This is a genomic window from Undibacterium sp. Jales W-56 (genome assembly GCF_025548535.1).
Classification (GTDB): domain Bacteria; phylum Pseudomonadota; class Gammaproteobacteria; order Burkholderiales; family Burkholderiaceae_D; genus Undibacterium.
Genome location: NZ_JAJLQW010000001.1, coordinates 797,533 through 823,781, shown reverse-complemented (window position 1 = coordinate 823,781; position 26,249 = coordinate 797,533). Strand labels below are relative to the sequence as shown.

Annotated in this window: 23 protein-coding genes; 8 read left to right on the top strand and 15 right to left on the bottom strand. The window is 52.3% G+C overall.

What is annotated here, in order from left to right:
* Positions 1-65 precede the first annotated feature (65 nt).
* Positions 66-1,373, top strand: a complete 1,308-nt coding sequence (locus LPB67_RS03695) for an SPFH domain-containing protein (RefSeq protein ID WP_262835709.1) — start codon at positions 66-68, stop codon at positions 1,371-1,373.
* A 2-nt stretch (positions 1,374-1,375) separates the two neighbouring features.
* A complete protein-coding gene (locus LPB67_RS03690) occupies positions 1,376-2,806 on the top strand; it encodes a hypothetical protein (protein ID WP_262835708.1) in 1,431 nt (476 codons plus the stop codon).
* A gap of 164 nt (positions 2,807-2,970) precedes the next feature.
* Here the strand turns inward: LPB67_RS03690 and phoR are convergent, their stop codons facing one another.
* The 7 genes from phoR to pstS (LPB67_RS03655) all read right to left on the bottom strand — a co-directional run bounded on the left by phoR (position 2,971) and on the right by pstS (LPB67_RS03655) (position 9,979).
* Complete coding sequence (gene phoR, locus LPB67_RS03685; RefSeq protein WP_262835707.1) at positions 2,971-4,275, bottom strand: phosphate regulon sensor histidine kinase PhoR; 1,305 nt, start codon at positions 4,273-4,275, stop codon at positions 2,971-2,973.
* A gap of 165 nt (positions 4,276-4,440) precedes the next feature.
* Positions 4,441-5,130: a phosphate regulon transcriptional regulator PhoB gene (gene phoB, locus LPB67_RS03680; RefSeq protein ID WP_262836156.1), complete on the bottom strand. Its 690-nt coding sequence runs from the start codon at positions 5,128-5,130 to the stop codon at positions 4,441-4,443.
* Between the two features lie 11 nt (positions 5,131-5,141).
* Complete coding sequence (phoU, locus tag LPB67_RS03675; protein ID WP_262835706.1) at positions 5,142-5,852, bottom strand: phosphate signaling complex protein PhoU; 711 nt, start codon at positions 5,850-5,852, stop codon at positions 5,142-5,144.
* A gap of 193 nt (positions 5,853-6,045) precedes the next feature.
* On the bottom strand, positions 6,046-6,843 hold the full coding sequence (gene pstB, locus LPB67_RS03670; RefSeq protein ID WP_410482693.1) for a phosphate ABC transporter ATP-binding protein PstB: 798 nt from the start codon (positions 6,841-6,843) through the stop codon (positions 6,046-6,048).
* A gap of 16 nt (positions 6,844-6,859) precedes the next feature.
* The gene (gene pstA, locus LPB67_RS03665) at positions 6,860-7,756 is read right to left on the bottom strand and encodes a phosphate ABC transporter permease PstA (RefSeq protein ID WP_262835705.1); all 897 of its coding nucleotides are present in this window, start codon (positions 7,754-7,756) and stop codon (positions 6,860-6,862) included.
* Positions 7,753-8,697, bottom strand: coding sequence for a phosphate ABC transporter permease subunit PstC (pstC, locus tag LPB67_RS03660; RefSeq protein ID WP_262836154.1), 945 nt, complete (start codon positions 8,695-8,697; stop codon positions 7,753-7,755). The genes pstA and pstC overlap by 4 nt, the downstream gene beginning before the upstream one ends.
* Positions 8,698-8,962: 265 nt before the next feature.
* Positions 8,963-9,979 carry a phosphate ABC transporter substrate-binding protein PstS gene (gene pstS / locus LPB67_RS03655; RefSeq protein WP_262835704.1) on the bottom strand — a complete coding sequence of 339 codons (1,017 nt, stop codon included), beginning with the start codon at positions 9,977-9,979 and terminating at the stop codon, positions 8,963-8,965.
* Between the two features lie 380 nt (positions 9,980-10,359).
* On the opposite strand from pstS (LPB67_RS03655), the gene ppk1 reads away from it, so the two are divergent.
* Genes ppk1 through LPB67_RS03630 form a run of 5 tightly spaced genes read left to right on the top strand, consistent with a single transcriptional unit; the run spans position 10,360 to position 13,887 of the window.
* Positions 10,360-12,450, top strand: a complete 2,091-nt coding sequence (ppk1, locus tag LPB67_RS03650; RefSeq protein WP_262836153.1) for a polyphosphate kinase 1 — start codon at positions 10,360-10,362, stop codon at positions 12,448-12,450.
* 1 nt (position 12,451) lies between these two features.
* The gene (sixA, locus tag LPB67_RS03645) at positions 12,452-12,934 is read left to right on the top strand and encodes a phosphohistidine phosphatase SixA (protein ID WP_262835703.1); all 483 of its coding nucleotides are present in this window, start codon (positions 12,452-12,454) and stop codon (positions 12,932-12,934) included.
* Positions 12,935-12,942: 8 nt separating this feature from the next.
* Entirely contained in the window at positions 12,943-13,134 is a 192-nt protein-coding gene (locus LPB67_RS03640) for a hypothetical protein (RefSeq protein ID WP_262835702.1), read from the top strand.
* A 33-nt stretch (positions 13,135-13,167) separates the two neighbouring features.
* A complete protein-coding gene (locus tag LPB67_RS03635) occupies positions 13,168-13,536 on the top strand; it encodes a VOC family protein (protein ID WP_262835701.1) in 369 nt (122 codons plus the stop codon).
* Positions 13,537-13,569: 33 nt separating this feature from the next.
* Entirely contained in the window at positions 13,570-13,887 is a 318-nt protein-coding gene (locus LPB67_RS03630; RefSeq protein ID WP_262835700.1) for a hypothetical protein, read from the top strand.
* A 90-nt stretch (positions 13,888-13,977) separates the two neighbouring features.
* Here the strand turns inward: LPB67_RS03630 and LPB67_RS03625 are convergent, their stop codons facing one another.
* From LPB67_RS03625 to LPB67_RS03615, 3 genes are all read right to left on the bottom strand, one after another.
* Positions 13,978-14,820, bottom strand: a complete 843-nt coding sequence (locus tag LPB67_RS03625; protein WP_262835699.1) for a UDP-2,3-diacylglucosamine diphosphatase — start codon at positions 14,818-14,820, stop codon at positions 13,978-13,980.
* Complete coding sequence (locus LPB67_RS03620; RefSeq protein ID WP_262835698.1) at positions 14,817-15,584, bottom strand: GNAT family N-acetyltransferase; 768 nt, start codon at positions 15,582-15,584, stop codon at positions 14,817-14,819. Before LPB67_RS03620 ends, LPB67_RS03625 begins: the two co-directional genes overlap by 4 nt.
* Before the next feature lie 158 nt (positions 15,585-15,742).
* Positions 15,743-16,255, bottom strand: coding sequence for a hypothetical protein (locus tag LPB67_RS03615; RefSeq protein WP_262835697.1), 513 nt, complete (start codon positions 16,253-16,255; stop codon positions 15,743-15,745).
* A 201-nt stretch (positions 16,256-16,456) separates the two neighbouring features.
* Here LPB67_RS03615 and pstS (LPB67_RS03610) point away from each other — a divergent pair, with 201 nt between their 5' ends.
* The gene (gene pstS / locus LPB67_RS03610) at positions 16,457-17,509 is read left to right on the top strand and encodes a phosphate ABC transporter substrate-binding protein PstS (protein ID WP_262835696.1); all 1,053 of its coding nucleotides are present in this window, start codon (positions 16,457-16,459) and stop codon (positions 17,507-17,509) included.
* Between the two features lie 26 nt (positions 17,510-17,535).
* Here pstS (LPB67_RS03610) and LPB67_RS03605 read toward each other — a convergent pair whose 3' ends face one another.
* From LPB67_RS03605 to LPB67_RS03585, 5 genes are all read right to left on the bottom strand, one after another.
* Positions 17,536-18,891: an MFS transporter gene (locus tag LPB67_RS03605; protein WP_262835695.1), complete on the bottom strand. Its 1,356-nt coding sequence runs from the start codon at positions 18,889-18,891 to the stop codon at positions 17,536-17,538.
* Positions 18,888-19,871 carry a PfkB family carbohydrate kinase gene (locus LPB67_RS03600; RefSeq protein WP_262835694.1) on the bottom strand — a complete coding sequence of 328 codons (984 nt, stop codon included), beginning with the start codon at positions 19,869-19,871 and terminating at the stop codon, positions 18,888-18,890. Before LPB67_RS03600 ends, LPB67_RS03605 begins: the two co-directional genes overlap by 4 nt.
* Positions 19,872-19,879: 8 nt before the next feature.
* Positions 19,880-21,865, bottom strand: a complete 1,986-nt coding sequence (locus tag LPB67_RS03595; RefSeq protein WP_262835693.1) for an alpha-amylase family glycosyl hydrolase — start codon at positions 21,863-21,865, stop codon at positions 19,880-19,882.
* Between the two features lie 103 nt (positions 21,866-21,968).
* Positions 21,969-24,272: a TonB-dependent receptor gene (locus LPB67_RS03590; protein WP_262835692.1), complete on the bottom strand. Its 2,304-nt coding sequence runs from the start codon at positions 24,270-24,272 to the stop codon at positions 21,969-21,971.
* Positions 24,273-24,854: 582 nt separating this feature from the next.
* Positions 24,855-25,850 (bottom strand): LacI family DNA-binding transcriptional regulator, encoded by a 996-nt coding sequence (locus LPB67_RS03585; protein ID WP_262836152.1) that lies wholly within the window; start codon positions 25,848-25,850, stop codon positions 24,855-24,857.
* Positions 25,851-26,249 lie beyond the last annotated feature (399 nt).

Here is a 26,249-nt window from a genome sequence, read left to right as displayed (position 1 = left end):
ATGTGTCTCAGGGAACAGCAGCGAATAGGCGCAGCGCCCGAACCAAAACTTCATAGGAGAATGCCATGTCTGACCGTATCAAAACCATCGTACAAGCCATCCGTTCCACATTATCCAAAAGCATATCCGGTATGCGCAATATTTCCGGCGGATTCGCGAATACAATGTCCGGCAGCGTTTCTGATGGCATCAAGACTCACGGCGGAAAAACTGTCAAACGCCTTGCAATTCTGGCCGTCATCGGCGCCGCGGGCTACGCAGTGGTGCAACATCCGCCTATCCAAAAAATAGAACGCGGTGACGTCGGTATCCGCATCAACCAACTGACCGGCGTCTCGGAAGAAATGCGTGCTGGTACCGTGATGGCGATCCCCGGCATCCATGAATTGCGCCGTTACTCCCTGCTCGATCAAACCTACCGTCCGGTGAAAAGCGCTAAAGCCAATGGCGAAGCGCCTTTCCAGTCGATAGAGGGTTTATCAATCGGAGTCGACCTGACGATACGTTATGGGCTCGATCCCGCTAAATTGACAGGCATGAGCAAAAACCTGCCGCAAGATATCAATGGCGAAATCGTCGAACCCGCAGTGCAAGGCGTGATCTACAAGGCCTTCACCCGCTACACCGTAAGGGAGATTTTTTCCAGCAAACGTCAGGAAATCCAGCAATTGATAGAAGCCGAACTCAAGCCCAAACTCGCCGCAGACGGCATCCTCCTGCGTAGCGTGATGATGGGTAAAGTGGATCTGCCAGCCGATTACAAAGTCGGCATGGAAAAACTCCTCGCAGAAGAATTAGAAAGCGAAAAAATGCGTTACACGCTGGAGCTGAAAGGTAAACAAGTGCAACAAACCGCGCTCGAAGCCGATGCAGAAAAAATCCGCCGTGAAAAAAATGCAGAAGCCGCCGCCAGCGAGCAGATCATCGCCGCCAAAGCACAGGAAGAAGCGATGAAACATGTGCTGCCATTCAAACAGAAGCAAATCGAACAAAGGCAATTTGAAGCCGAAGCGGAAAAAATCTCGCGCATCAAAACCTCAGAAGGCTCAGCCCAGGCTCGCATCATCGAAGCCGCTGGCGAAGCGGATTCACGCCGCAAACTGGCAGACGCCGAGGCCTATCGCCAGGACCTGGTCGGCAAAGTCGCCAGCGCCCAACTGGAACGCGATGGCGCGCTGTTAAGCAAGCACCCATTGCTGATCCAAAAAACCATGGCCGATAAATTGTCCGACAAGATTTCTGTGATCATCGCACCAACGCCAACAGATGGCAGCTTCATCGGCGCCGCTTTATTGGGTGCGGGAAAAAATCAGCAAGCCCAGTTACAGACGCAAACAGAGACACAAACAACTGCCACTGAAGAAAGCCAATAATCATGTTAGCTGCTGCCATCACCGTCCTTGCCATCGTGACCCAGGATCAAGCGCAATTGCGCGCCTCGCCCAAAGACAGCGCGCAACAGCAAGCTGTGCTCTGGCAAGGCGATAGCCTGGAAATTCGCGGAGAAAAACTCGACTACCTGCAAGTCTACGATCACCGCCGCGAGCGCGCCGGTTATATCAAGGCCAGTCAGGTCAGGATAGTCTCGACCAAACCCGACGATGCGCCGGAACTGTTGTCCGTCGTACGCTTCCTGCGCGACACGCCGGGGGCCGAAGCCCTGGGTATTGCCTACACCGCCGCCTTCCTGAAAGCCGCACCGGCCCAGGCGATCAATGCCGAAGCCTTCGATGCCCTGGGCGGCATGGCAGAACGCCTGGCGCGCCGCGCATCCAGCAAGACCGTCAATCCAGCGGTCAGACAAAGCGAGACGCAACTCTCCGCGCATCTGGAAGTTGCGGCCTATTACGGCGTCAACCTGAAAGGCATAGAACGTGACGGCCGCATCCAGCTCTGTTACGACGGCGAAGCCTTCCGTCGCGTGCTGGCGATGACTGCCAGTCAGACGCAAAAAGCCAAAGCCGCGCTGGCATTGACACGCCCCGACTGCATCGATCCGGCTACGCGGCCGAGCGAGCGCAGCAGCCTAGATCTGTGGCGCGCCGAGGTACTCGATCGGGTCGATATCAGCGAATTGCCCGAATATCAGAAAAACCGCATCCGCATGCGCCGTGCCGGCGTCTGGTCCAGCATTGCGTTTCAGCGTCAGCGCAAAGGCGAGAACAGCGTACCCGCAGCGAATCGTGCCTTGACCGAATTGGCCGGCGTGAATAAGAGCGAAATGAGCGACGAGGACCTGCTCAGTTATGCCGAGGCAGGCGTACGCACAGGCAGCATGCGCTGGGCCGCAGAACCGGCGCCGCTGCCCGCATCAGGCGACAGCAAAACCCTGCGCATTGTCACCACTCCGGGACAAGCCGGTGAAACCTGCGTCGCACTGCTAGACGCCAAGCACGACATTAAAACCCCGCTGGCACAGCGCTGTACCTATAGCCTGGTATGGAACGCCTCCGCCAGAAGCAATGCGCAACATACCGCACTGACCCTGGCAGTACAACCGATGGATAGCTGGCGCGAGATGTGGCTATTCCATCAAACGGGCAAAGACTGGGTCATCGATGTGATCCCGCCAGCCGCGGCGGAACCGGATTTGGGTTATGCAGAATTTGCCGGTTGGGTGCCGGGCACCACCAAGCTATTGATGGCAAGAGAAGCGCGTATTGACGGTCGCTATAAGCGCAGCTTCGAAGTAGTGAGCGGCGAGTCTTTACTGGTAGAGCGCTGGGCCGACAATCCAAGTTCTTTAAGCCTGTTCTATCGATGGCAAGATCCGGTGTGGAAAAAACAGACGATCAGTTTGCGGTGAGTCTAGGCGGGTTCAAGGTGAATTTTTTCCCGGCTGAATTCGTCAGCCATCTATCAGAAATCCCCTCTCCCGCTTGCGGGAGAAGGGATTTTAAAGCCCTTCTCAGCATCATTGGCTGTAATTTCAATCTTAACGCTTGGCTCTTTTTAACTCATCCATGCAAATCAGAGCAGTTCATCCGGTACCACCGCCACCGCCGGGAATTGTGCACAGAATTTACTGCCGACCTCGGGTATCGACTCAATCATCAGGCTCGCCTTGTGGCGCAATAAAACATGCTTGACAATCGCCAGTCCCAGGCCGGTGCCCTGGGTTTCGCGCGAGCGGCTTTTATCGACGCGATAGAAACGTTCTGTCAGTCGGGAAATATGTTCGGCGCTGATGCCTATGCCATTATCTTGCACGATGAATTTCGGACCCTGCGGCAGATTCTTCCAGATCAGTTTGATTTCGCCATGCTCTGGCGTGTAGCGAATCGCATTGGTTACCAGATTGGTCAGGGCGCTGCGTATTTCATCGGTGCTGCCGAGAATATTCGGGCCGTCGAATTCCAGCGTGACGGTGTGACGGCCGGCGGATAAGGCATGTGCCTCTTCAAGTATCTGCTCCAGCATGGCGCGCATGTCGATGCGGTCCGGGCGCATCGGATAGTCCATCGATTCCAGACGCGTCAGGGTCAGCATATCCTCGACCAGACGCTGCATGCGATCGCCCTGCTCTGCCATCAATTTCAGATGCGACAGGCGAGTCGAGGCATCGAGATCCGGCTGCAATGAAGCGATCTCTAAAAAGCCGTTGATCACGGTGAGCGGCGTACGCAATTCATGGGAAGCATTCGCGATAAAGTCGCGGCGCATCATGTCGATCCGTTCAGATTCGGTGACGTCATGGGTCACCAGAATCTGTCTGCGGTTTTCAAACGGGATAATGTGGACGATCAGCTTGCGTTCGCGGAACGATAAGGTCAGCGGCACGTCATAGCGACCAAGGATGATGTAATCCATGAACTCAGGACTGCGCACCAGATTGGTAATTCGCATACCCTTGTCTTGTTTCAGGCTCAGGCCGAGATGACTTTCTGCGGCGGGGTTGCACCATTCGAGAAACAGGACATCGTCCATGATCACGACGCCATCAGGTAACAAGGTCATGGCCTGGCGAAAGCGCGCCAGCCATTCGGCCAGCTCGGTCTGATTTTTCTCATCGCCGCGGCGCAGGCGATACAAGCGGGAAAACACTTCGGTCCAGGCGCCCCAGCCATCCGGCAAACGGGAAATATTCGGTTTATCCAGCCAGTCCGATAAGCGCAGCAGAAAAAATAACTGCACAACGATCAGAACGATCACGCCGATCACGGCAAGGATTAAACCGGGTATCGGACCCCATACGAAACCAGCCGCAGCGGACAGACCCAGCACCACCAGAATACGCACGGCGGCAGAGATCCAAAAAATTAAGTGAGGATGCATTGACTAGCCTAAGTAAACCCAAGAGAAAGATACTCTCCCCCTGTATATTTCAATCCACCAACAATAATGTGCGGATTGGGCTATTTTTTATTCATTACGGGGGGAGTATCTCAAAATTCCATGACAATAAAGCGAGATCCGGAGCAGCAGCTTAAAGGGGCGGATCTACTTCTCAGACAACATGTATCCGACGCTGCGCACCGTTTTAATCAGCGACTCCGCATTCTTCAATACTTTACGCAGACGCAGCACATGGACGTCTACTGTGCGTTCTTCGATCACGACATGGTCGCCCCAGACTTTATCGAGTAACTGGCTGCGCGAGAATACGCGCTCAGGATGCGCCATGAAGAATTTCAGCAGCTTGTATTCGGCATGACCGATATCGATTTTTTGCTCATCGATCTTGACCGTGCAACTGACCGGATCCAACACAACGGAACCGGCGGCCAAGGCGCTTTGCGCATGCTCAGGACTCTTGCGACGCAATAGCGCTTTGATGCGCGCCGTCAATTCCCTGGGCGAAAACGGCTTGGTCACATAATCGTCGGCACCATGATCGAGGCCGGCGATCTTGTCTTCTTCCATGCTTTTTGCGGTCAGCATGATCACCGGCACTTCGTTCAACTGACGGTCGCCACGGATCTTGGACAAGAGACGCAAACCGCTCTGGTCTGGCAGCATCCAGTCGAGCAGCACCAGTTGCGGCGTGCGGCGCTGAATGAATTCCCAGGCCTCTGCCGTGTTGTTCACCGCGTAGGTGTTCCATCCGCTGGCACGCAAAGTAAACGTCACCAGTTCGACGATTGCGGGTTCATCTTCAACGATGAGAATTGTAGTCTTGTCAGCAGCCATCATAGAATGAATTAGTTACTTTGCTCTTGTTTAGTCGCTACATAATCGGAGTGACGGATATCTTTACCCTCGACGATATAGATCGTGTGTTCTGCGATGTTTTTGGCATGATCGCCAATCCGCTCAATCGCCTTGGCGACCCATAAGGCATCCAGTGTCGAAGAAATCGTGGTCGGATCTTCCATCATGAAGGTAATCAGGTTACGCATGATGGAGCGAAAATCGTTATCGATCAGAGCATCCTGGGCAATCAGTTGTACCGCCTTGGCTTGATCCAGCCGCGCAAATGCATCGAGTGACTGATGCAACATGTCGCCGACACTCGCCGCCAGGACGCGCACCGCATCATAGCCATTGAAGAGCGCGACTTGCTTACGTGCCAGACTCGCATCGCGTGAAATGCGGGCAATCTTGGTCGACTCGTCGCCAATCCGCTCCAGATCGGTAATCACCTTGCCAGTCGCCATCACGGTACGCAAATCATTCGCGGCCGGCTGACGCTTGACGATCAGGTGGCTGCACATATCGTCGAGCATGACTTCCAGACGGTTAACTTCCAGGTCGGACTTAATCACTTGCTCGGCATGTTCGGCATTACCGGTGCGGAAGCACGAAATCGCATCATGGAAATGACTCTCCACCAAACCACCCATCAACAAGACTTTGGAACGAATCGTTTCCAGATCATTGTCATACTGTTTTGAAGAATGTTCGCCTGTCACGGTCTGCTCCTAAATGTGCAATTTTTTGCTTAATTATTCCGATTATTTTCGGTGTTATTGTCAAGTGCGATGTGCTTCTGGAAATTCAATTACCGGGATGCAGATCAAGGCACAAAGCGCAGCAATACGCCGGTATTGCGGGCATTTGTAACGCCGATATGCGCCCGGGAATTGGATTTACGGGAATACATGACTAGCCGAAACGACCCGTGATGTAGTCCTGCGTCTCTTTTTTCACAGGATTCATAAAAATCTGGTCGGTCTCACCAAATTCCACCAATTCGCCCAGATACATGTACGCCGTGAAGTCCGAGCAGCGCGCCGCCTGTTGCATATTGTGCGTGACGATTGCAATGGTGTAATCCTCTTTCAGCTCATGGATCAGTTCTTCGATCTTGACGGTTGAAATCGGATCCAGTGCAGAAGTCGGCTCATCCAGCAACAGCACATCGGGCTTGACTGAGACGCCACGGGCGATGCACAAACGCTGTTGCTGACCGCCGGACAAACTCAGGCCGCTCTTGTTCAGCTTGTCTTTGACCTCAGTCCACAGCGCAGCTTTTTTCAAAGACCATTCAACGCGTTCATCCATCTCACCTTTGGACAGATTCTCATACAGGCGCACACCGAACGCGATGTTGTCGTATACCGACATCGGGAACGGTGTCGGCTTCTGGAACACCATGCCGACTTTAGCGCGCAACAAGTTGATGTCTTGCTTCGTATCAAGAATATTTTTACCTGCGTACATGATCTTGCCTTCGGCACGCTGGCCTGGATACAGATCGTACATACGGTTCAGGGTGCGCAGCAGAGTCGATTTACCGCAACCGGACGGGCCGATAAAGGAAGTGACTTTTTTGTCGCGGATATTCAGGTTGATATCGCGCAGGCTGCGAGTCGCGCCATAGAAAAAATTCAAACCTGAAATTTCGATCGCCATTTTGCTATCTGTCATCGATGCTGCCGGCTCTGTCATGGTCATTGTCATTATGGTTTCCAAGGAATTAGTTCTGAACTTTTTGGTTGAACATGGTGCGTGACAATATATTCAGTCCCAACACACTAAAGGTAATCAGCAAAGCGCCGCCCCAGGCCAGCTCGCGCCAGTTGTCGTAGGGGCTCATGGCAAACTGGTAAATCACGACCGGTAAATTCGCCATCGGTTTATTCATATTGCCGTTATAAAACTGGTTGTTCAGCGCAGTGAACAACAAAGGCGCGGTCTCTCCGGAGATACGTGCCACCGCCAGCAAAATCCCGGTCACGACGCCCGCTTTGACCGCCCGCAGACGTATCAGCAATGCGACTTTCCAACGCGGTGCGCCGAGTGCAAAAGCCGCTTCACGCAAACTCGTCGGTACCAGACCCAGCATATTGTCGGTCGTACGAACCACCACCGGAATCGCGATTAAAGAGATGGACAGACTGCCGGCCCAGCCGGAAAAATGTTTCACGTTATACACATAGATCGCATACACGAACAAGCCAATCACGATCGATGGCGCGGATAACATGATGTCCGTCACGAAGCGAGTCACCCCGCCGAACCAGCTCTTGTCGCCGTATTCGGCGAGATAGATGCCCGCCAGGATACCGATAGGCGTGCTGATCAGGGTCGCAAAACCAACCATCATGAAACTACCGACAATCGCGTTCATCAAACCGCCGCCATCGCTACCGGGAGCCGGTGTAGTTTCCACAAACATCGCCAGACTGATCGCGGAGACGCCCTTGACCAATAAGGTGGCCAGAATCCACATCAGGAAAAACACACCCAGGGCCATCGCCAGCGAGGACAGGGCAATACCTATTTTGTGCATCAGGAGCCGACGCTTATAAACCGGATTATCCGGGGAAGAATTTAACGGCAAAAGCTTAGGCGCCATATAGTTATCGCTCATTTTGCACCTTCTTTTTTACTTAAGCCCAACAGCATCAACTTGGCAGCCGACAACACGACAAAGGTAATCACAAACAGAATCAGTCCGAGCAAGAACAGCGACGAGGTATGCAATACCGTCTCAGCCTCAGCGAATTCATTCGCCAATGTGGAGGCAATACTATTGCCCGCTGCGAACAGCGACCAGGATAATTTATGCGCATTACCGATCACAAAGGTAATCGCCATGGTCTCGCCCAAGGCGCGCCCCAGACCCAGCATGACGCCACCGACGACGCCGATCTTAGTGTAAGGCAACACGATTTTGCGCACCACTTCCCACTTAGTGCAGCCTAGCCCATACGCAGATTCTTTCAGCACCGGCGGGACCACTTCAAACACATCGCGCATCACCGACGAGATGAAAGGAATAATCATGATGGCCAGAATCACGCCCGCCGCCAGAATACCGATACCGATCATAGGGCCGGAGAACATCGCGCCGATCACCGGCAATTGACCCAAGGTCTTATGCAGTGCGGGTTGTATATATTCAGAGAACAAGGGAGCAAACACGAACAGGCCCCACATGCCGTAAATAATGCTTGGCACACCGGCCAGCAATTCAATCGCGGTCCCGAGCGGACGCTTCAGCCAAGGCGGGCAGATTTCCGTCAAAAACAAAGCGATACCGAAGCTGACCGGAAAAGCGATCAGCAGCGCGATCACCGAAGTCGCCAGGGTGCCGACAATTGCGATCAAACCGCCGTATTTATCATTCACCGGGTCCCACTCAATGGTCGTGATGAACGCCGGGCCAAATTCCTGCATCGCAGGCCAGGCGCGGATAATCAGGGAGATGATGATACCGACCAGCACCATCAACACAAATAAAGCGAAGCTAAATGTCAGCTTGTGGAATAAAAAATCTTGCCATTGCTGGCGTCGCATGACTGCCACCATATTGATCTCTGCCGGTTGCGCCGGAATCGTATCCTGCGAATGATTCTGGAGAGTGCCAGGACTGGCGGGAGAAGTGGGCGTGGACATGGCGATCGAAGGTTGTTGTATCTGCATGGAACACAATTCCAATTTATTAGAGGACTTCTGGAACTATGGACAAAGTGGACACCGCTCTCGACTGCGGCATCCACTTTGCTTTGCACGACTTATATGAGGTTACTAATTACATTGCTTGCATTGCTGCATCAAACAAAAAGGCAATTGATTACCAGACGGCTTTGCCGGCAGCATCTTTAATTTTTGCTTTCCAGCCGTCTTCGATCAATTTCACTACTGGCGGAGGCAAAGAAACATATTCCAATTCGGTTGCCATTGCGCCGCCGTTTTTAAATGCCCAGTCAAAGAACTTCAATACTTCTTTACCTTTTTCAGCATCTGCCTGCGCCTTGTGCATCAGGATGAACGATGCGCCAGTGATAGGCCAGGTAACTTTGCCCGGCTGGTTCGTCAGCACCAGGTACATGCCTGGTGCTTTTGACCAGTCCGCGCCTGCTGCCGCAGCTTTGAAATTCTCATCATCTGGCTCAGCAAATTGACCATCCGCGTTTTTCAACAAGGTGTAAGTCATTTTGTTACGCTTGACGTAAGCATACTCAACATAGCCGATTGAATTCTTGATACGTTGTACGTTGGCGGCAACGCCTTCGTTACCTTTGCCGCCCAAGCCGACCGGCCATTTGACTGCGGTGCTGGCGCCAACCACGGTCTTGAATTCAGGGTTAACTTTAGACAGGTAGTCGGACCACAAGAAAGTCGTGCCGGAACCGTCAGAGCGATGTACTACGGTGATTTCTTCTGCTGGCAATTTCAGACCCGGGTTGATGGCGGCGATTTCCGGCGCATTCCATTTCGTGATTTTACCCATGTAGATAGCGGCCAATACATCGCCGGTCATTTTCATCTTGCCTGGCGCGATGCCTTCCAGATTCACCACCGGTACTACGCCACCGATGATCGCCGGGAATTGCGTCAAGCCTTCTGCTTCCAACTCTTCTGCCTTCAAAGGCATATCGGATGCACCGAAATCGACTGTCTTTGCTTTAATCTGCTTGATACCGCCACCGGAACCGATAGACTGATAGTTGAGACCGTTACCCGTTGCTTTTTTATAAGCTTCTGCCCATTTGGCATAAATAGGATAAGGGAAAGTTGCACCTGCGCCTGTCATATCGGCGGCTTGAACTGCTGAAACTGATGCTGTCGCAGTAACAAATGCGATCATCAAAGATGTAAAGAGTCGATTAAGTTGCATATTCACCTCAGGGTTAGATAACACGTAGCTACCTGAAAGCCAGTCTAAAATTACTGCGACTGATCCAGACTGCTGGTTTATAACTAATTTATTACGAATCGAACTGTACGAGTCAAATATGACAGGATTATGACGCACATTAATATTTGATGAAATATCTAAATAATATGTCATTAATTGTCATAAAATTGTCATATTGCTTCTTTACAATCTCAATTTACTAATATGACGGTCTTTGTGACACGCGAGCAAACATGCAAGATCAGAAAGCCCCCAACCCGCCCGTGGAATCAGTGGCAACGCCCGCCGAACCGACTGAGCAAGACATCACCGTTAAGCCGGCGATTCCTATGACGCCTCACACGGAACTGCCGCGATCAGCGATTTTCCTGGACCGCGAGATGTCACAAATCGCTTTTAACTGGCGGGTGCTGGCGCAAGCGGAAGACAAAACGATTCCTTTGATGGAGCGTTTGCGTTACTTGTGTATCGTCGGCAGCAATCTCGATGAATTCTTTGAAGTCCGGGTAGCCAGCCTGCTGGCGCAGAACACCGTCGATGGCGAACTGGCGCAACATCCCGCCTTCGTCGCCATGATGGACAGGATTAATAAAGAATGTCATGAACTCGCCAAGCGTCAATATGAAGTCCTGAACCAGGAAATTCTGCCGCAACTGGCACGCAAGCGCATCCACCTGTTACGTCACACCGATAGAAATGAAGCGCAAAGAGCCTGGGTCAAAACCTATTTTGAGCGTGAAGTCAAACCGCTGCTGACCCCAATCGGTCTCGACCCCGCCCATCCTTTCCCCCAGGTTGTTAACAAGAGTCTTAACTTCATTGTATCGCTGGCAGGCAAAGACGCCTTCGGCCGCGGTACCGCGATTGCGATCGTCAAAGCACCGCGCGTCCTGCCCCGTGTGATCAAGCTGCCGGATGAGTTATCGGATAAAGGCTTATCGTTCTGCCTGCTGTCCTCGGTGATCCACGCCCACATCGGCGACCTGTTTAATGGGCGGGAAGTGCTCGCCTACTCGCAATTTCGGGTGACCCGCGACAGCGATCTGTGGGTCGATGAGGAAGAGGTGAAAAATCTGCGGCATGCCTTGCAAGGAGAATTGCAGACCCGCCAGTTCGGCGCTGCAGTGCGCCTGGAAGTCGCCAAGAACTGCCCCGACGATCTTGCGCATTTTTTACTGTCGCAGTTTTCACTCGATCAGGACCGGCTGTATCCGGTCGATGGCCCGGTGAATATGGTGCGCCTGTCTGAGCTGGTCGATCACGTCAAGCAGCCTAACCTGCGTTTCCCGCCGTTCTCTGCCAAGATCAATGCCAAGTACACGCACGCCGATATCTTCACCCTGCTCGGCAAGCAAGATATTTTATTGCACCATCCTTTCCAGCCGTTCCAGACGGTAATCGATTTCATCCGCTCGGCGTCGCTCGATCCTGCGGTCGTGGCGATCAAGCAGACAATTTATCGCACCGGCATGAACTCAGATCTGATGGAGTCGCTGATCACCGCGGCACGCCAAGGCAAGGAAGTCACCGTCGTGGTCGAGCTGATGGCGCGCTTTGATGAAGAAGCGAATATCAACTGGGCCGATCGTCTGCAACGCGCCGGTGCGCAAGTCGTGTACGGTGTGGTCGGCTTAAAGACCCATGCCAAATTAGCGCTGGTGATCCGTCGTGAAGAAGGCGGCTTATTGCGCCATTACGCGCATCTGGGCACCGGCAACTACCATCCCTCGACCACCAAGTTCTATACCGACTTCGGCCTGCTGACCGCCCATCCTGCGCTGGCGGCCGAGGTCAATGAAGTCTTCATCCATCTGACCGGGCTGAATAAGCCGAAGAAGCTCGAATACCTGTGGCTCGCCCCATTCGCCCTGCAACCGCAGATCATCAAGGCGATCCGTAACGAAGCCAAGATCGCCCGCTCCGGCAGACCGGGACGCATCATTGCCAAGATGAATGCCCTGCTCGACGAGACCGTGATCCGCGCCCTGTATGCGGCCTCAGCCGATGGCGTCAAAATCGACCTGATCGTGCGCGGCGCATGCGCCCTGCGTCCTGGCGTGCCGGGCTTGTCGGAAAATATCAAGGTGCGCTCCATCATCGGACGTTTTCTGGAACACAGCCGCATCTATTATTTCCGCAATGACCTCGAACATAATGTGTATCTCGCCAGCGCCGACTGGATGAGCCGCAACCTGTTCCGCCGTATCGAAGTCGCTTTTCCGGTATTAGATAAATCCCTGAAAAAACGCGTGATCACCGAGGGTCTCGATCCCTATCTGAAAGACAATGTCAACGCCTGGACCCTGGACAGCGAGGGCGATTACCATCGCAAAAAAGCCCGCAACAAGCAGACCTCCCTCTGCGCCCAGCAAAGCCTGATGCAGCGCCTGGGCTCCTTATCAGAGACGGACGGCGACTAAGATGGACCTGATCCTGTGGCGACACGCAGAAGCAGAACTGGCCGCCCCCGGCATGCCGGACAGCGCCCGCAAGCTGACGGGCAAAGGGATCAAGCAAGCGAATAAAATGGCTTACTGGCTAGACAGCAATCTGCCGGAGACTTGCCGCATCCTGGTCAGCCCCACGGTCAGAACCCGCGAAACCATGGCGGCGCTCGACCGCAAGTTCAAAGTCATCTACGAAATCGGCCCCGAAGCCGATGCCGACGCCCTGCTGCTGGCCGCCAACTGGCCCAACAGCCGCGAGCCGGTACTCATCGTTGGCCACCAGCCCACCCTGGGCCAGGTCGCCGCCCGCCTGATCGCGCCGACACAACATGACTGCTCGGTACGCAAAGGCAATGTCTGGTGGATCAGCCAGAAGCAGCGTTCCAAAGAAGACAGCGCAGCAGGTGTACAAACCTACCTGAAAGCGATCATGGCGCCGGATTTGGTGGTGAAGTAATTGGCTTTGTGGCGACGCTGCTGCGCCGTCTACCTTTAAATATCAAACATGTAGGATTGGTACGACTTGCAGGTATTATTAAAATAGCATACGTAATCAGTAGGTACGCCATGCGCAACATCGCAGCTCCAGATGAATTACCTGTCGTCAAAACATCCGACAGCGGTGCGCATGGCGCACTTTACTTTGATGGTCAATGATGATGGCAGTTGATGTAGGAATAAGGATCGACTATGCACTTCCAGAGCATTCCCGTTTTACGCATCTTCGATGAAGAAAAAGCGAAGCAATTCTATGTCGATTTTCTCGGCATGAGTATCGATTGGGAGCATCGGTTTGAGGAAAATTTCCCCATCTATATGCAGCTATCGAGAGACAATTTAGTATTTCACCTGAGCGAACATTCCGGCGACTGCACACCGGGCAGCAAGGTATTCGTCAATACGCCGGACATCGACGGACTGTACAAAGAATTGTCAGAAAAAACGTATAAATACAATAAGCCCGGCATTGAAATCGCAGCGTGGGGCGATAGAACCATGACCTTGACGGATCCGTTTTCCAATAAGATTCTGTTCAATGAAGTTAAGGTGAGCAGCTAAGCATTCATCGACTAAATTGAAGGAAGCTTCGTAATGAACGATTTTTTGATGGAAAGAAACTGGTACGCAGTATCACCAGATGGTGTCGGCGCTGAACTGAACTTGTGTATTGCGGCACCGCTAAAGAATCATATTGACTGGTGCTGCGCCGTATCGCTTGGCGTACTCGACACACATCCATCGACGATTTATGGAATTGATAGCTGGCACGCTGTACAAATGGCGATTTTATTTATTACGCGCAGAGTGACGCATTTTTCTGATGCTGGCTGGTTATTTTATTGGGACAAAGACGGTGAGCGGGTTATGCCATCTGCTCTGATTGACTCGGGATTACGTCAATTCACTTAATCCGATTTTTATCGTATTGACAGATACCCCGCACTATCCATGCGCCTTTGCGAGCATTTTCGGCTTGACAGGCGCATAAAATATAGCGGATCAGGCATTCACCAATTCTGGCTCCTGCGCCAATACCGGATGATTGACCTGCATGATGTCGTGCCAGCTGACCAGGCGCAATTCGCCGCTAGGCTCTTCTACCAGCGCCGACAAGCTCTCTACCCAGTCGCCATCGTTACAGTACAAGACACCGTCGATATCGCGGATTTCCGGTTTGTGGATGTGGCCGCAAATCACGCCGTCGAGGTCGCGTTTACGTGCCTCATCGGCCAGGGCGTTTTCAAAAGAACTGATGTAGCTGACGGCATTCTTGACCTTGAGCTTCAGGTATTGCGAGAGCGACCAATACGGCAGGCCGGCGCGGGCGCGCCAGTTGTTGAAGACCTGATTGAATTTCAGGATCACGGTGTACAGGCTGTCGCCAACGTAGGCCAGCCATTTGGCGCAGGCGATCACACCATCGAAGCGATCACCGTGCAGCACTAGCATGCGCTTGCCTTGCGCGGTCACATGGACCAGTTCGTCCCTGACCTTAATGCCGCCAAAATCGAGGTCGATGAATTGACGGATCGACTCATCGTGATTGCCGGGAACGAAGATGACATTAGTTCCCTTCTTGGCTTTTTTCAACACGGTTTGCACCACGTTGTTGTGGGTCTGATCCCAGTACCAGCGACGCTTGAGCTGCCAGCCGTCGATGATGTCGCCGACCAGATACAGCGTCTCTGATTCGGTCGCTTGTAAAAATTCGAGCAAACGTGCAGCCTGGCAACCGGTGGTTCCTAAATGCAGATCAGATATCCAGATGCTACGGAAACGTATGACATCTTTTTTACTGGTTTTAAACAACTTCTGATTCAGGAAATGGTCGCCAGGCTTCATTTTGCTAACTCCTCAGTACCGTAGTGCTTGGCATAGCGATCGTCGAGATTCGACAAGGGCAACATCACGAACAAGTCGGCGCAATGAAAATCAGGATCCCATGCCGGTTCGCCGCAAACCCAGGCACCCGCCCGCAGATAGCCTTTGAGCAACGGTGGAATACGGGCTTCATGGCTGGCATCCATTTCCTCATACGGAAACGGCAACAGCGGCGTGACGCGATATTCCAGAGGAGAGAAATCGGCCTCTTTAAAATTGCGATAAATCGCGGCGGCATTATGCCCTCCGTCGGTCAGGCTGATGCTCGCGCAGCCGATCAGGTGTGAGCAGCGCTCACGGCGCATATACGCCGCCAGGCCAGCCCATAGCAGCATGATGACAGCACCGCTGCGATAGTCGGGGTGGATGCAGGCGCGCCCGGCTTCGGCGATGCTGCCGCGGATATTATGCAGGCGGGATAAATCGAATTCTGTTTCGGAATAATAGCGACCGATGTGACGGGCGGCATTCGGGCCAAGAATGCGGTAAGTGCCGACGACTTTGAGGGTCTTGGTGTCGCGCACGATCAGGTGATCGCAGTGTTCATCAAATTCATCTTTGTCGAGGCCATCAGGATTACTGAGTGCCGATAAACCCATCGCTTCGATAAAAACCTTGTAGCGCAGACGTTGTACTTCTTTGACTTCTTTGGCGGTGCTCGCCAGACTCAGGCTGAGTTTAGAAAAACTGGGATTGGCATCCGCAGGTATCGTGAGTAATCTCATGCATCGTCCTTTTTGTGTTTAGCATTTTGACGGACGAAGATTAAATCAGGATTACTTCAACAAGATGACAGTTTGATGTCGGTTTTATGACAAGCAAAAATACAACAGGCCCGCTTGATGGGCGGGCCTGTTGTAACGGTGAAACATCGCAGAAAAGCTTATTTATCCTTCTTAGGACGCCCGGCCTTCAATGGTGCAAGCGCGTTGATCAGGGTCTTCAGCTCGACGACATTGGCCTTGTTCAACAAAACCAGGCCGATACGCAATAATTGGCTTTTCTTCACTTCGACGCCAGCGCTCAAACAGGCTTTCTTCACCCTACTGAGTACTTCGTATTCCGACTCTGGCATGGTGAAGCTGTCACGTACCAGTTTTTCTTTTTTGATCTTGTCCTTGACCGGTGCAGCTGCCACAGCTTTAGCAACGGCTGGTTTTGCCGGGCTGGCCTTAACTGCGACTTTTGCCACAGGTTTAGCCTTGGCAGCAGATTTTTTAACGATCGGCTTTGCGGCTGGCTTAGTTATTGATTTAACGGCAGGACTGGCGGCAAGTTTGGCAGCCGTTGCAATTTTTTTGGCAGGAACTACCGCAGTCTTGCCAACAGTCTTAGGAATAGGTTTAACAGCAGAATTAGTCGTCATCGCGACTTTTTTACTCGGGACAGTAGCCATAAACACCTCCATGAATTAAATATACAAATAATATAAACTATTTATCCTAAATTTACAAATTTGAAATTTTTCTTAATATATAAACAAATTAATCCATTTTAATGACCTGAACATGACAGATAGATTCACTATGCAGTCATAAATTTGAGCGATAATGCGTGCCGAATCCGTTATTTGCATCATTACCGCCATCTCAAACTCATGAAATCCTTTCGTCATTTAGTACCTGCACTCTGTATCTCCCTTACCTTCTCCCTACCCAGCCTCGCAGCAGCTTTAAACGGCGCGGGTTCCTCCGCAGCAGCGCCCTTGTATAACATCTGGTCACAAGCTTATGTGAAGAAATCGGGAGAAGCGCTGGATTACAAACCGGTCGGTTCTTCCGGCGGCATTAAGCAGATCAAAGCCAGGGAAGTCGATTTTGGCGCCAGCGACGTTGCAATGAATCCGGCAGATTTAAAAAAAGAACAATTGATTCAATTCCCGTCTGCGATTTCGGGCGTGGTGCCGATTATTAATGTACCGGGTATAAGATCCGGCGAATTAAAACTCACCGGCGAACTGCTCGCCGCAATTTTTTCGCGAAAAATCACGATGTGGAACGATGCAGCGATTACCTCGCTCAATCCCAACGTGAGTTTGCCTTCGAAAAACATTGAAGTCATCGTGCGCCAGGATGGCTCAGGCACCACCTATAACTATACCGATTACCTGAGTAAAATCAGCCCGGACTGGAAAGCTGCTTACAGCAAAAACTTCACTATCGCATGGCACAAGGACTTGACGCAGATTAAGGGAAGTAGCGGGATTGTGGCCGCGCTCAAGAAAACCCCGTATGCAATCAGCTATATCGATTACAACTACGTGTTGCAAGACAAGTTAAGCGCGGTTCAACTGAAAAACCGCGATGGAAAATTCTTGTCGGCGTCCGCAGAAAGCTTCGCGGCCGCCTTAAACGCCAGCCAATGGAAAACCAAGGCAAGCTTTGATGAAATGCTGACGGATAAATCCGGGCCGAATGTCTGGCCGATCACGATGGGCACTTTTGTAATCGTCCCGCAAGCATCTGCGACACCGGAAAAAACCATTGCCGTCTTAAAATTCTTTGCCTGGGGATTTTTGAACGGCGATCATCTGGTAAATAACGTGGATCTGGTGCGACTGCCTGATGCGATTCAGGCACGGGTGTACAAAGAGATGACCACCGTCACCGATAAGAGCGGCAAACCCTTGCAGTGGTCATTGCAGCAGTAGTTCAAGCCAGGCGGTTTTTCTATCGCCTAGACGGACTTATCCGCAACCGGCTGTAGTTTTACAAAACCGACTGCACACGCTGCGCAAATCAGCAATACGCCTGCCAGGCGGATCACGTTTTCAGGATTGCCGCCCAGCCAGCTCTGGTAATACAGCGGCAAAGTAAAAATCTGGATGATCATGGGGATCACGATAAACATATTGAAAATTCCCATGTACACGCCGGTGCGCTCCGCCGGTATGCTCCCCGCCAGCATCACATACGGATTACCCATGATGCTGGCCCATGCCATGCCGACACCTATCATCGGAATAAACAGCAAGGCCGGCGTGTGAATCCCCGGAATACTCAACATTCCCAAGCCCGCTATCGTCAGGCAAGCTGCGTGCGTGATCTTGGGACCATAGCGACGGGTGAATGGCACTAAAGCAAAAGCAGCGATAAAAGCGATGAAGTTATAAAACGCGCCGATCTGCCCATTCAGCAAGCCGGCTTCACGAAAGCCTTGCGAGGTCGGATCATTGGTCGCGAAGATCGTGCGGCCGAGTGACAGCATGATGTACTGCCAGTAGCAAAACATCGCATACCATTGGAATAATTTAACCAGCGCTAACTGACGCATGGTCGGCGGCATTTCCCTGATCGCCAGCACGACTTCCGCCAGGGTTGCGCGCCAGCCGCTGGGCTTGCCCTGCAATACGTTTATTTCGTTGGGACTCAATGGAATCTCAGGCGAGGTTTTAAGCGTCCACAAAATCGAGGCTATCGAAAATACGGCCCCGATCAGGAATGCCGCGATCACAATATGCGGAATGTGGTTGCCGTTCACCGCATCCCTGTTCATTCCCAGCAATACCAATACCGACGGGGTCAGGTAAGCGAGCGTCTGTCCAAGTCCGGTAAAGGCGCTCTGGGTCAGGAAACCGATCGAATGCTGGCTCTTATCGAGCTTGTCGCTGACAAAGGCGCGATACGGCTCCATCGTCACATTATTCGCCGCATCAAGTATCCACAATAAGCTCGCCGCCATCCACAAAGTCGGGCTGAATGGCATCAATAACAGGCCCAGACTGCACAGGATTGCACCGACTAAAAAATACGGCGTACGTCGTCCCCAGCGCGTTACGGTACGATCACTCATCGCACCAATCAGGGGTTGCACGATCAGGCCCGTCACCGGCCCCGCCAGCCAGAGGTACGGCAGACTGGCCTCATCTGCACCGAGATAGGTATAAATCGGACTCATGCTGCTTTGCTGCAGACCAAAACTGAACTGGATACCGAAGAAGCCAAAGTTCATATTCAGAATCTGCCAGAACGACAATCTCGGCTTGCGCGTCAGGCTATTGCGATGACGCTCATGACTGCTTGCTTGACTCATGCTGTGGCCCCCTTGCTGGCAATTTCAGTAGTCCATCTGGTTTGCCACTGCTGATAAAACATCGCATCACCCGCTACTGCACCACGCACGCCGCAAATAGCCGCCGCAAACTGATGGGCGCGCTGCAAAGTCAGCGCCAAGGCCCAGCCCTGCTGCAAACCGAGCAGAAAAATCGCCGAAAATGCATCGCCACCGCCGACGGTATCGACGACCTCTGTCGATATCTGCACTCCGTCATTGCTGGCGTATTCGCCATCCCGATCAAAATACGCATAGCCCCGCGCCCCCAGCGTAACAAGGATTGCGCGTAACTTGAACATGGTCATCAAAGCCGACATATCGCCTTGCCACGATCTGGCATCGGCCTTGGTGTCGAGACAGGTCTGGCCTGCATCCCCGAGATAAATGTTGACCAAAGTCAGCAATTCTTCTTCATTGATTTTGAGTATGTCCGCCGCATGCAAAGAACGATCGATCGTGCTCATGCTGACTTGCATCGCGCGCAAATTCAAATCCAGATATTTCAATGCACGGGTCTGTTCGAGTAATGCATACAAGGCGCTTCTGGAAGCCGCCATGCGCTGCGCCAGCGTTCCAAAATAGAAGAAACCCGCATCATGATCGGGACAAAGATTTTCCCGGACGGTCACCGCAGTGTCTGCATCGATATAGTCGTAGGCCTGCTCAGGCATTATCTCAAAATGATGACTCGCCTTATTCCCGTCGTCATCTTGCCTGACCTCGACCCGGCCGGTGGGATGCTGCATATCCGTTTGCATACCGTCTTGCTGCAAGCAGAAGCGTTGCATATCGCGTAGGATCAGGCACGCATTGGCGTCGCTTCCGATCCGCGAAATCATCAGGGGATTTGCGCCAAAATAGCCGAGCGTACGCGCCACGTTAAAAGCTGCGCCGCCCACCACTTGCTGATCAGGGAAATCATCGATCAGGGCTTCGCCAAAAATGACGATAGGTTTCATTTTCCGATTCACGCTATGACTCCGCTTGGGATTGGATGCTGCGGTTGGTTGGTCGATTGAATCACTTTTGTCAGCCAGACCTGCGACCAGGGTGGCAGGATCAGCGTATCAGAATAGATTGTTTGATCCAATTGATTGCACCAGCTAATGCGAGTCGTCTGCAAACCGGCTTGCGTCAGGCCGGCAGATAAATTCAGCGCGCTTGTTTGAGCCGAAAAATTCGCGATATAGACCAGTGCGTCATCTTGTCCGCCCCTGATAAACGCGAGTATTTCTGCCGGCATGCCCGCCAATAAGCGACGCGGCTGATGTGCCGCTAATTGCGGCAATGAGCGACGCTGCTGAAGCAGATGACTTAAGCTGTGCAACATGGATCCCGCGTTGCTGTTCAAGTGATGCGCGCTGGCTGCCATATCCGCATTCCATAACGGCCGGTGCAACCAGCGGCTGTCATATTCATGCCCCGCCTGCTGGCGATAATCATCATCATTCATTTGGGCAAACTCGTCGCCCATATAAATTAAAGGCATGCCCCCAAAGCACATGCTCAGACCATACAGCAACGACATGCGGCGCAGCGCATATTCCTGTTCCAAGGGAGTCTTGGCGGCGCTCAATCCTGCCAGCGCGGATGCCATGCCTACCGTGCCATGCACTGCAGCCGGATCGCTGGCCTGGAAGCTGGCGCCGCGCGCAAAACTGCCCTCCTCACCGGCGAAAAATCTGGCAACATGCGCTAAGCGCTGTTGCACATCTTGCGCCCCTGAGCTCGCTTCCGGGCGCAGCACATTCCAGCCTATGTCGTCATGACAGCGCACATAGGTCAGCCAGCTTGCCTGCTCCGGCAATTCCGGCGTTGCCTGCATGACTTGACGTATCAAGTCGGTATTTTGCTCGGCAAGCGCAACCCAGCTCGCTGCCATCAGGCTGCTGTGATAAGCAAGATGGCACTCTTTGACCAACGGCTGCTGGCTACCCAGGTAAGCGGGCAATTCGGCGGTAGGGACAATCGCTTCCGCCTTTAGCAGTACGCCCGGTGCAGCAATCTCGACGATACAGCGCAGCGCTTGCAATATCCAGTGCGCCTCAGGCTGATTCATGCAATTGGTGGCTTCGCGCTTCCATAAAAAAGCGGTGGAATCGAGACGGAATACTTCGACGCCGCGGTTCGCCAGTTGCAGCAAGGCTGCCGTGATATCGGCAAACACCGCAGGGTTGGTGTAATTCAAATCCCATTGATACGGATAAAACGTGGTCCAGACCCACTGCTGCATCTCATCGATGAAACTGAAATTACCCGGTGCAACCTGAGGAAAAACCTGTCCCAAAGTGGCTTCAAAAATCGCCGGCTGGGTACGATCCGGATAATGATAAAAATAATCGCGATAGCCAGGATGACCGCTCTTAGCCGCCAGAGCCCAGGGATGATCATCGGCTACATGATTCAGAATAAAATCGGCACACAGGCTGATGCCCGCAGAGCGTAGCTGTGCGGCAAGCTCTTGCAGATCCGCCATGCTACCAAGCTGCGGTTCTATCGCATCAAAATCCGAGACGGCAAAACCGCCATCGTTCTCACCTTGCCTGGCCTTCAGAAAAGGCAGCAGGTGCAGATAGGTGACGCCCAATTTTTTCAGATGAGGAATGCGATCCGCCACGCCGCACAAGTTTCCCGCAAAGCGATCGACATAGGCGCAGTAACCCAGCATATGCTGGGTGGAAAACCATTCTTTATTCTCGCTACGCTGCTGATCGAGCTTACGTAAGTCCGCCGGACGCCGTGCCATCATGCGCCCCGTTACCCGCAATAGCTGATCCATCCATTCTATAAAACCAGCGTCTTCGGCAAACTTATGTCCATACAGGGCGCGTAATTTCTCCAGCAATATCGGCGCCTGTTTTTGGAAACGCAAAGTAATTAAAATGTGCTGATCCGAAGGCAGTTGCGCTACCAGAGACTGAAGAAGACGATCAAAAATAGCGGGCGAACTCATGAAAAGAACCAGACTTTAAAAACATGCACAGAAAAGAAAATGGCTCTCGTCCCAAAGGAGGAAACGTGACGAGAGCCCAAGGACCGCTGGAGTAGCAGGAAAATCAGAAACTGTATTTCAGGCTCGCGCGCAGGGTGCGTCCGTTGATCGAGCGGGCAGCGTGTCCATCGCCTTCGACCTCGGTATAACCGATCGTATTCAACAGGTTATTCGCACTCAAAGATACTTGTACGCGCTCGGTCAGTTGATAATTCACAAAGGCATTCAAGACATTAAAGCCCGGCAAGGTCAAGGTATTGCCATCGTCGCCGAATGACTTGGTGGTACCGATCAGACTTGCGCCAAAAACGGCATCACCCAAGGTGTAAGTCGGTGCGATCTGGTACACCAGTTTGGCCTGACGACGCGGTGTTTTACCGATTACCGCAGTATCGTTCGCGCCGACAATGCTCGCATTGGTGTAGGTCAGGCCACCTGTCATGCGGAAAGCATCGATGCGATAACTGGCCTCGATCTCTACGCCTTTTGCATCATAGGTATTGGCCGTGAATTTCTGTGTGGTTGCTTCGAAATTCGACTCGGCGGTTTTGGCCTGGAACAAGGTCACGAAGCTGCTGAAGTCGCCGGTTTTCCATTTCACACCTGCTTCCGTTTGCTTTACGATGTTGGTACTGATCGGCGTAGTGCCGTCAAGCGGATTGCCAAACATGATGCGGTCGGCATTAAAAGCGATGCCTTCACTGATCCGTGCGAACAAAGCCAGATCGCGGGTCAGACGATAATTGGCACCGACAGAATACGAAGTGTGATTCACGCCGTAATTGATGTATTTGACATTGGCCGGGCGATACAGTTGATTGACCGCCTGGTTATACGTGCCGGTCGCATCTTGCCGGTCGTAGCGCAAGCTGCCGTCGAGATTCCAGTTGCCACTCTCCCAGCCTAGATTCGCATAGGTCGCATTGGTCTTGTATTGCGCATCGATACTGCGATTGCAGCATCCGCCAAACACATCTGTACCCTGCGCAAGAAGGCCCTGCGTCCCGGGAACGGTCTTGCTGGAATTAAGCAAGGCAGGTTTATCGCCATTGGCTTGCATCAGATACTGATTGAAATTCCAGGTCACCCCCAGGTTTTGCAAGGATGAATACAAGCCTGCTGTTGCGGCTAATTTTGCGCTTCCAAAATTAAACACTTTAGATAACTTGACGTCATTCACAGTACTTCCCAAGTCGTCAAACGAGGTATTGAATACCGTGGCGGTAAATGCTGCGCCTGTATAAGCCTTACCGGTATTTGGACCGGTGGCGTAAGTCATGCCGGTTGAGCTGTTGCCATTATCTGCCGGGAAGATAGAAATGAAGCGCCCGGTATTGGTCGATTTACGGAATTTTTCATCGAGTGTCCAGCCGTCGCCGAGCTTCAGCGACGCCTCTGCACCGAATGCATTATTCACGACATGCAAGCCATCGTTAACATTGGTCGAGATCTTGTTATTGTTTTTATCCAGCACAATATCGCGGGTCCAATAGGGTGAATAAAAACTTGCCTTACGCGGATCGATGCCTGGCAATTCGGTAATCGCACCGTTCACGGTTTTGACTGGCACCGGCATATTCATCGGTGACTTGTCGTCCAGATGCTTGAAGCTCAGGCGCACATGGCCATTCTCCAGTTCATGGGTGATATTCGCGCGAATCTGACCGCCCTCTTCGGCGGTCACACCGGCGGGGCGTGAGCTATCGCCATTGCGGTAAAAGCCGCCGATAAAGAAACGGGTTTTATCCGAGATCGGCGCGCCGTAGTCAAAGTCATAGCGGGTCTGATTGAAATCCAACCCCTTGCTGATACCGATGCTACCGCCTTTTTCACTACCGTTTTTACTCAAAAAATTAATGATGCCGCCCGGTGAATTGGTTGCCATGGTCGAGGCCGTCCCACCGCGCACCACTTCCAGATGGCTCAAGCCGCTATCGGCACGCAAGTACATATCCGGTGTGACAAACGCGATATCGCCGAATTGCAGTAACGGCAAACCATCCTCCTGAAATTGCACATAGCGCGCACCGCCAGCAGAAATAGGCACGCCGCGCACCGTCAAATTCGCATTACCCTCGCCGCCGGATGACTCGGCGCGGATACCGGGCACAGCACGCAAAATTTCAGCCGCATTGGTCGGTGCCGATTGCGCAATCTGGTCTGCATCAAGGGTACTGATGGAAACGCTGGCCTTCATCTTGGAGGTACCTAGCGGTGTGCCGGTGACGATCACTGAATTCAGGTTCAGGGAGTTTTTTTCCTTATCCTGACTGGTCGCAGCTTCTTGCGCCCAGGCAGCACTCATTTGAAAAATTGCCATTGATACGACGCTGGCCATGCGTGTCATTTTGATGCGTTGCGATGTCATTACAGTCTCCGTATTAATCATTATGTCCAAGACAAATAATCCTTGTCCCGGCGGTGTATGCACCCTTTTACTGATTGCCGGCACGTTAGCGATACAAGGTGTGCAAATCAGTGGCAAAAGACTTTCGGCAATCTTCGCCTGATTCTTTGATCGGTCGACGGCCAACTTTGAGCTAGATCTTTTGCGGTGCAGGTGTGATGAATTATCGTGCAAAATATTTTCTTTTGCAATCGATTGCAATAACGCAGTGCAGCAAACATCAAATATGGTGCAAATAAGCAATTTTTAAGCTGATTGTGTTTATTGAACGCAGGCTCTGCCGAGCCACCCGCTTACGCCATGACAGAGCAAACCAATAGGATCAAGAAACTGAGGATAAGATCAGCATTTATAGCGAAAACAAGGCTGCTGAGTCCCGTCTAAACCATGCAACAAATAAAAAATGCAAAGCGCAGAATGCTGCGATGCAGGATAAATAAATCCGGCAAATTCATCTTGAATTTCTTATCTGAATTGAAAAAAATAATATATTTTGCAAACGATTGCATTTTGCAAGAAAAATTCAACGGCAACCCGTCCAGCCTATTCTGAATAGCTGCTGGAACGCCGTATCAGTTCGGTCGCCAATAAACGGGGACTAGCGGTACGCTGATCCGCCAACACCAGTAAAGCTTCGACCAGGGCTTGCCCCGCCAGAGCAATCGGTTGACGTACCGTCGTCAAAGGCGGGTGGAAGTAACGCGCTAATTCAATATCATCGTACCCAACCACGGCGACATCGTCTGGCGCCTTCAGGCCTTTTTCTCTCAGGGTATTGATCGCTGTCATCGCCAATAAATCGCTGCAAGCGAACAAGGCATCAAATGCGATGCCCCGGCGATATAATTCTTCGACAGCCAGACGGCCGCCTTCTTCTATGAATGAGGCCGGGATCACGAGTCCCTCATCTAAGGCAATCGCATGCTTGGCGAGCGCCTTGCCATATCCCTCATAACGATGAGCGACTTCGGGCAACTGCGTATCACCAAAAAAAGCAACCCGCCTTCGGCCGGATTGAAGCAAATGCTCGGTCGCTAAAAAACCTCCCATGACATTATCGCTACCGACTGTCACATATAATTGCTGCGGCAATTGCGCGCCCCAGACCACGATAGGGACGCGGCGTGCAGCGAGCTGATTCAACTGATCATGATGGCGCCACTGACCAATCAGGATCACGCCGAGCACACGACCGGTATCATAAATTTGCGCTGCAGAATCGAGGCGCTCGGCATCGACGCGCGATAACAACATATCGAAACCGCGGTCGGTCAAGGCGTCCGCAAGACTGCCTAACATACTGAGAAAAAACGGATCCGATAAATGTTGCCGGGTCGCCGAATCGTACGGAACCACCACCGCGACCGTGCGGTTTTGCTTCAAACGTAAATTCTGCGCACCGATATTGATGGTGTAATTCAGCGAACGCGCCAATTCTTCGATCCGCTTGCGCGTCTCATCATTCACTAGCGAACTACCGCTAAGCGCTCTCGATACCGTCGAAGTAGATACGCCCGCCAGACGGGCAATATCCGCCATTTGCAGACGGCGTTGCTCAGCAGTGCTGGAGTCCGAGGTCAATTTTTTGGTTCCGGTTTGGTGGTCATCGTCATTGTATATAAACAGCCAGCGCTGCCATTTTTCACGCCACATGAAGTCAAGCGGACTGACAGTCGGCTTGACTTCATGGGTTATGATGGACTGGATTATAAAACTGATTTCCGCAAAAAAACGATGCGGTCTCTATATATCAATTTATAGGGGACTTACGCAAGACAGTCAGCTGCTTATCACCGTTCACATTAAACCCGCAGGCTGGATGCGGCTTTCAGAGGCATTTCGTGCCAGCAGGCGCAGCCAGATTGCGGGTTCGTCTTTAATATCAACATTTCATGACGCTGTTTACTCTTGCGTTTCCTCTGTGTCGCCATGTCTCGG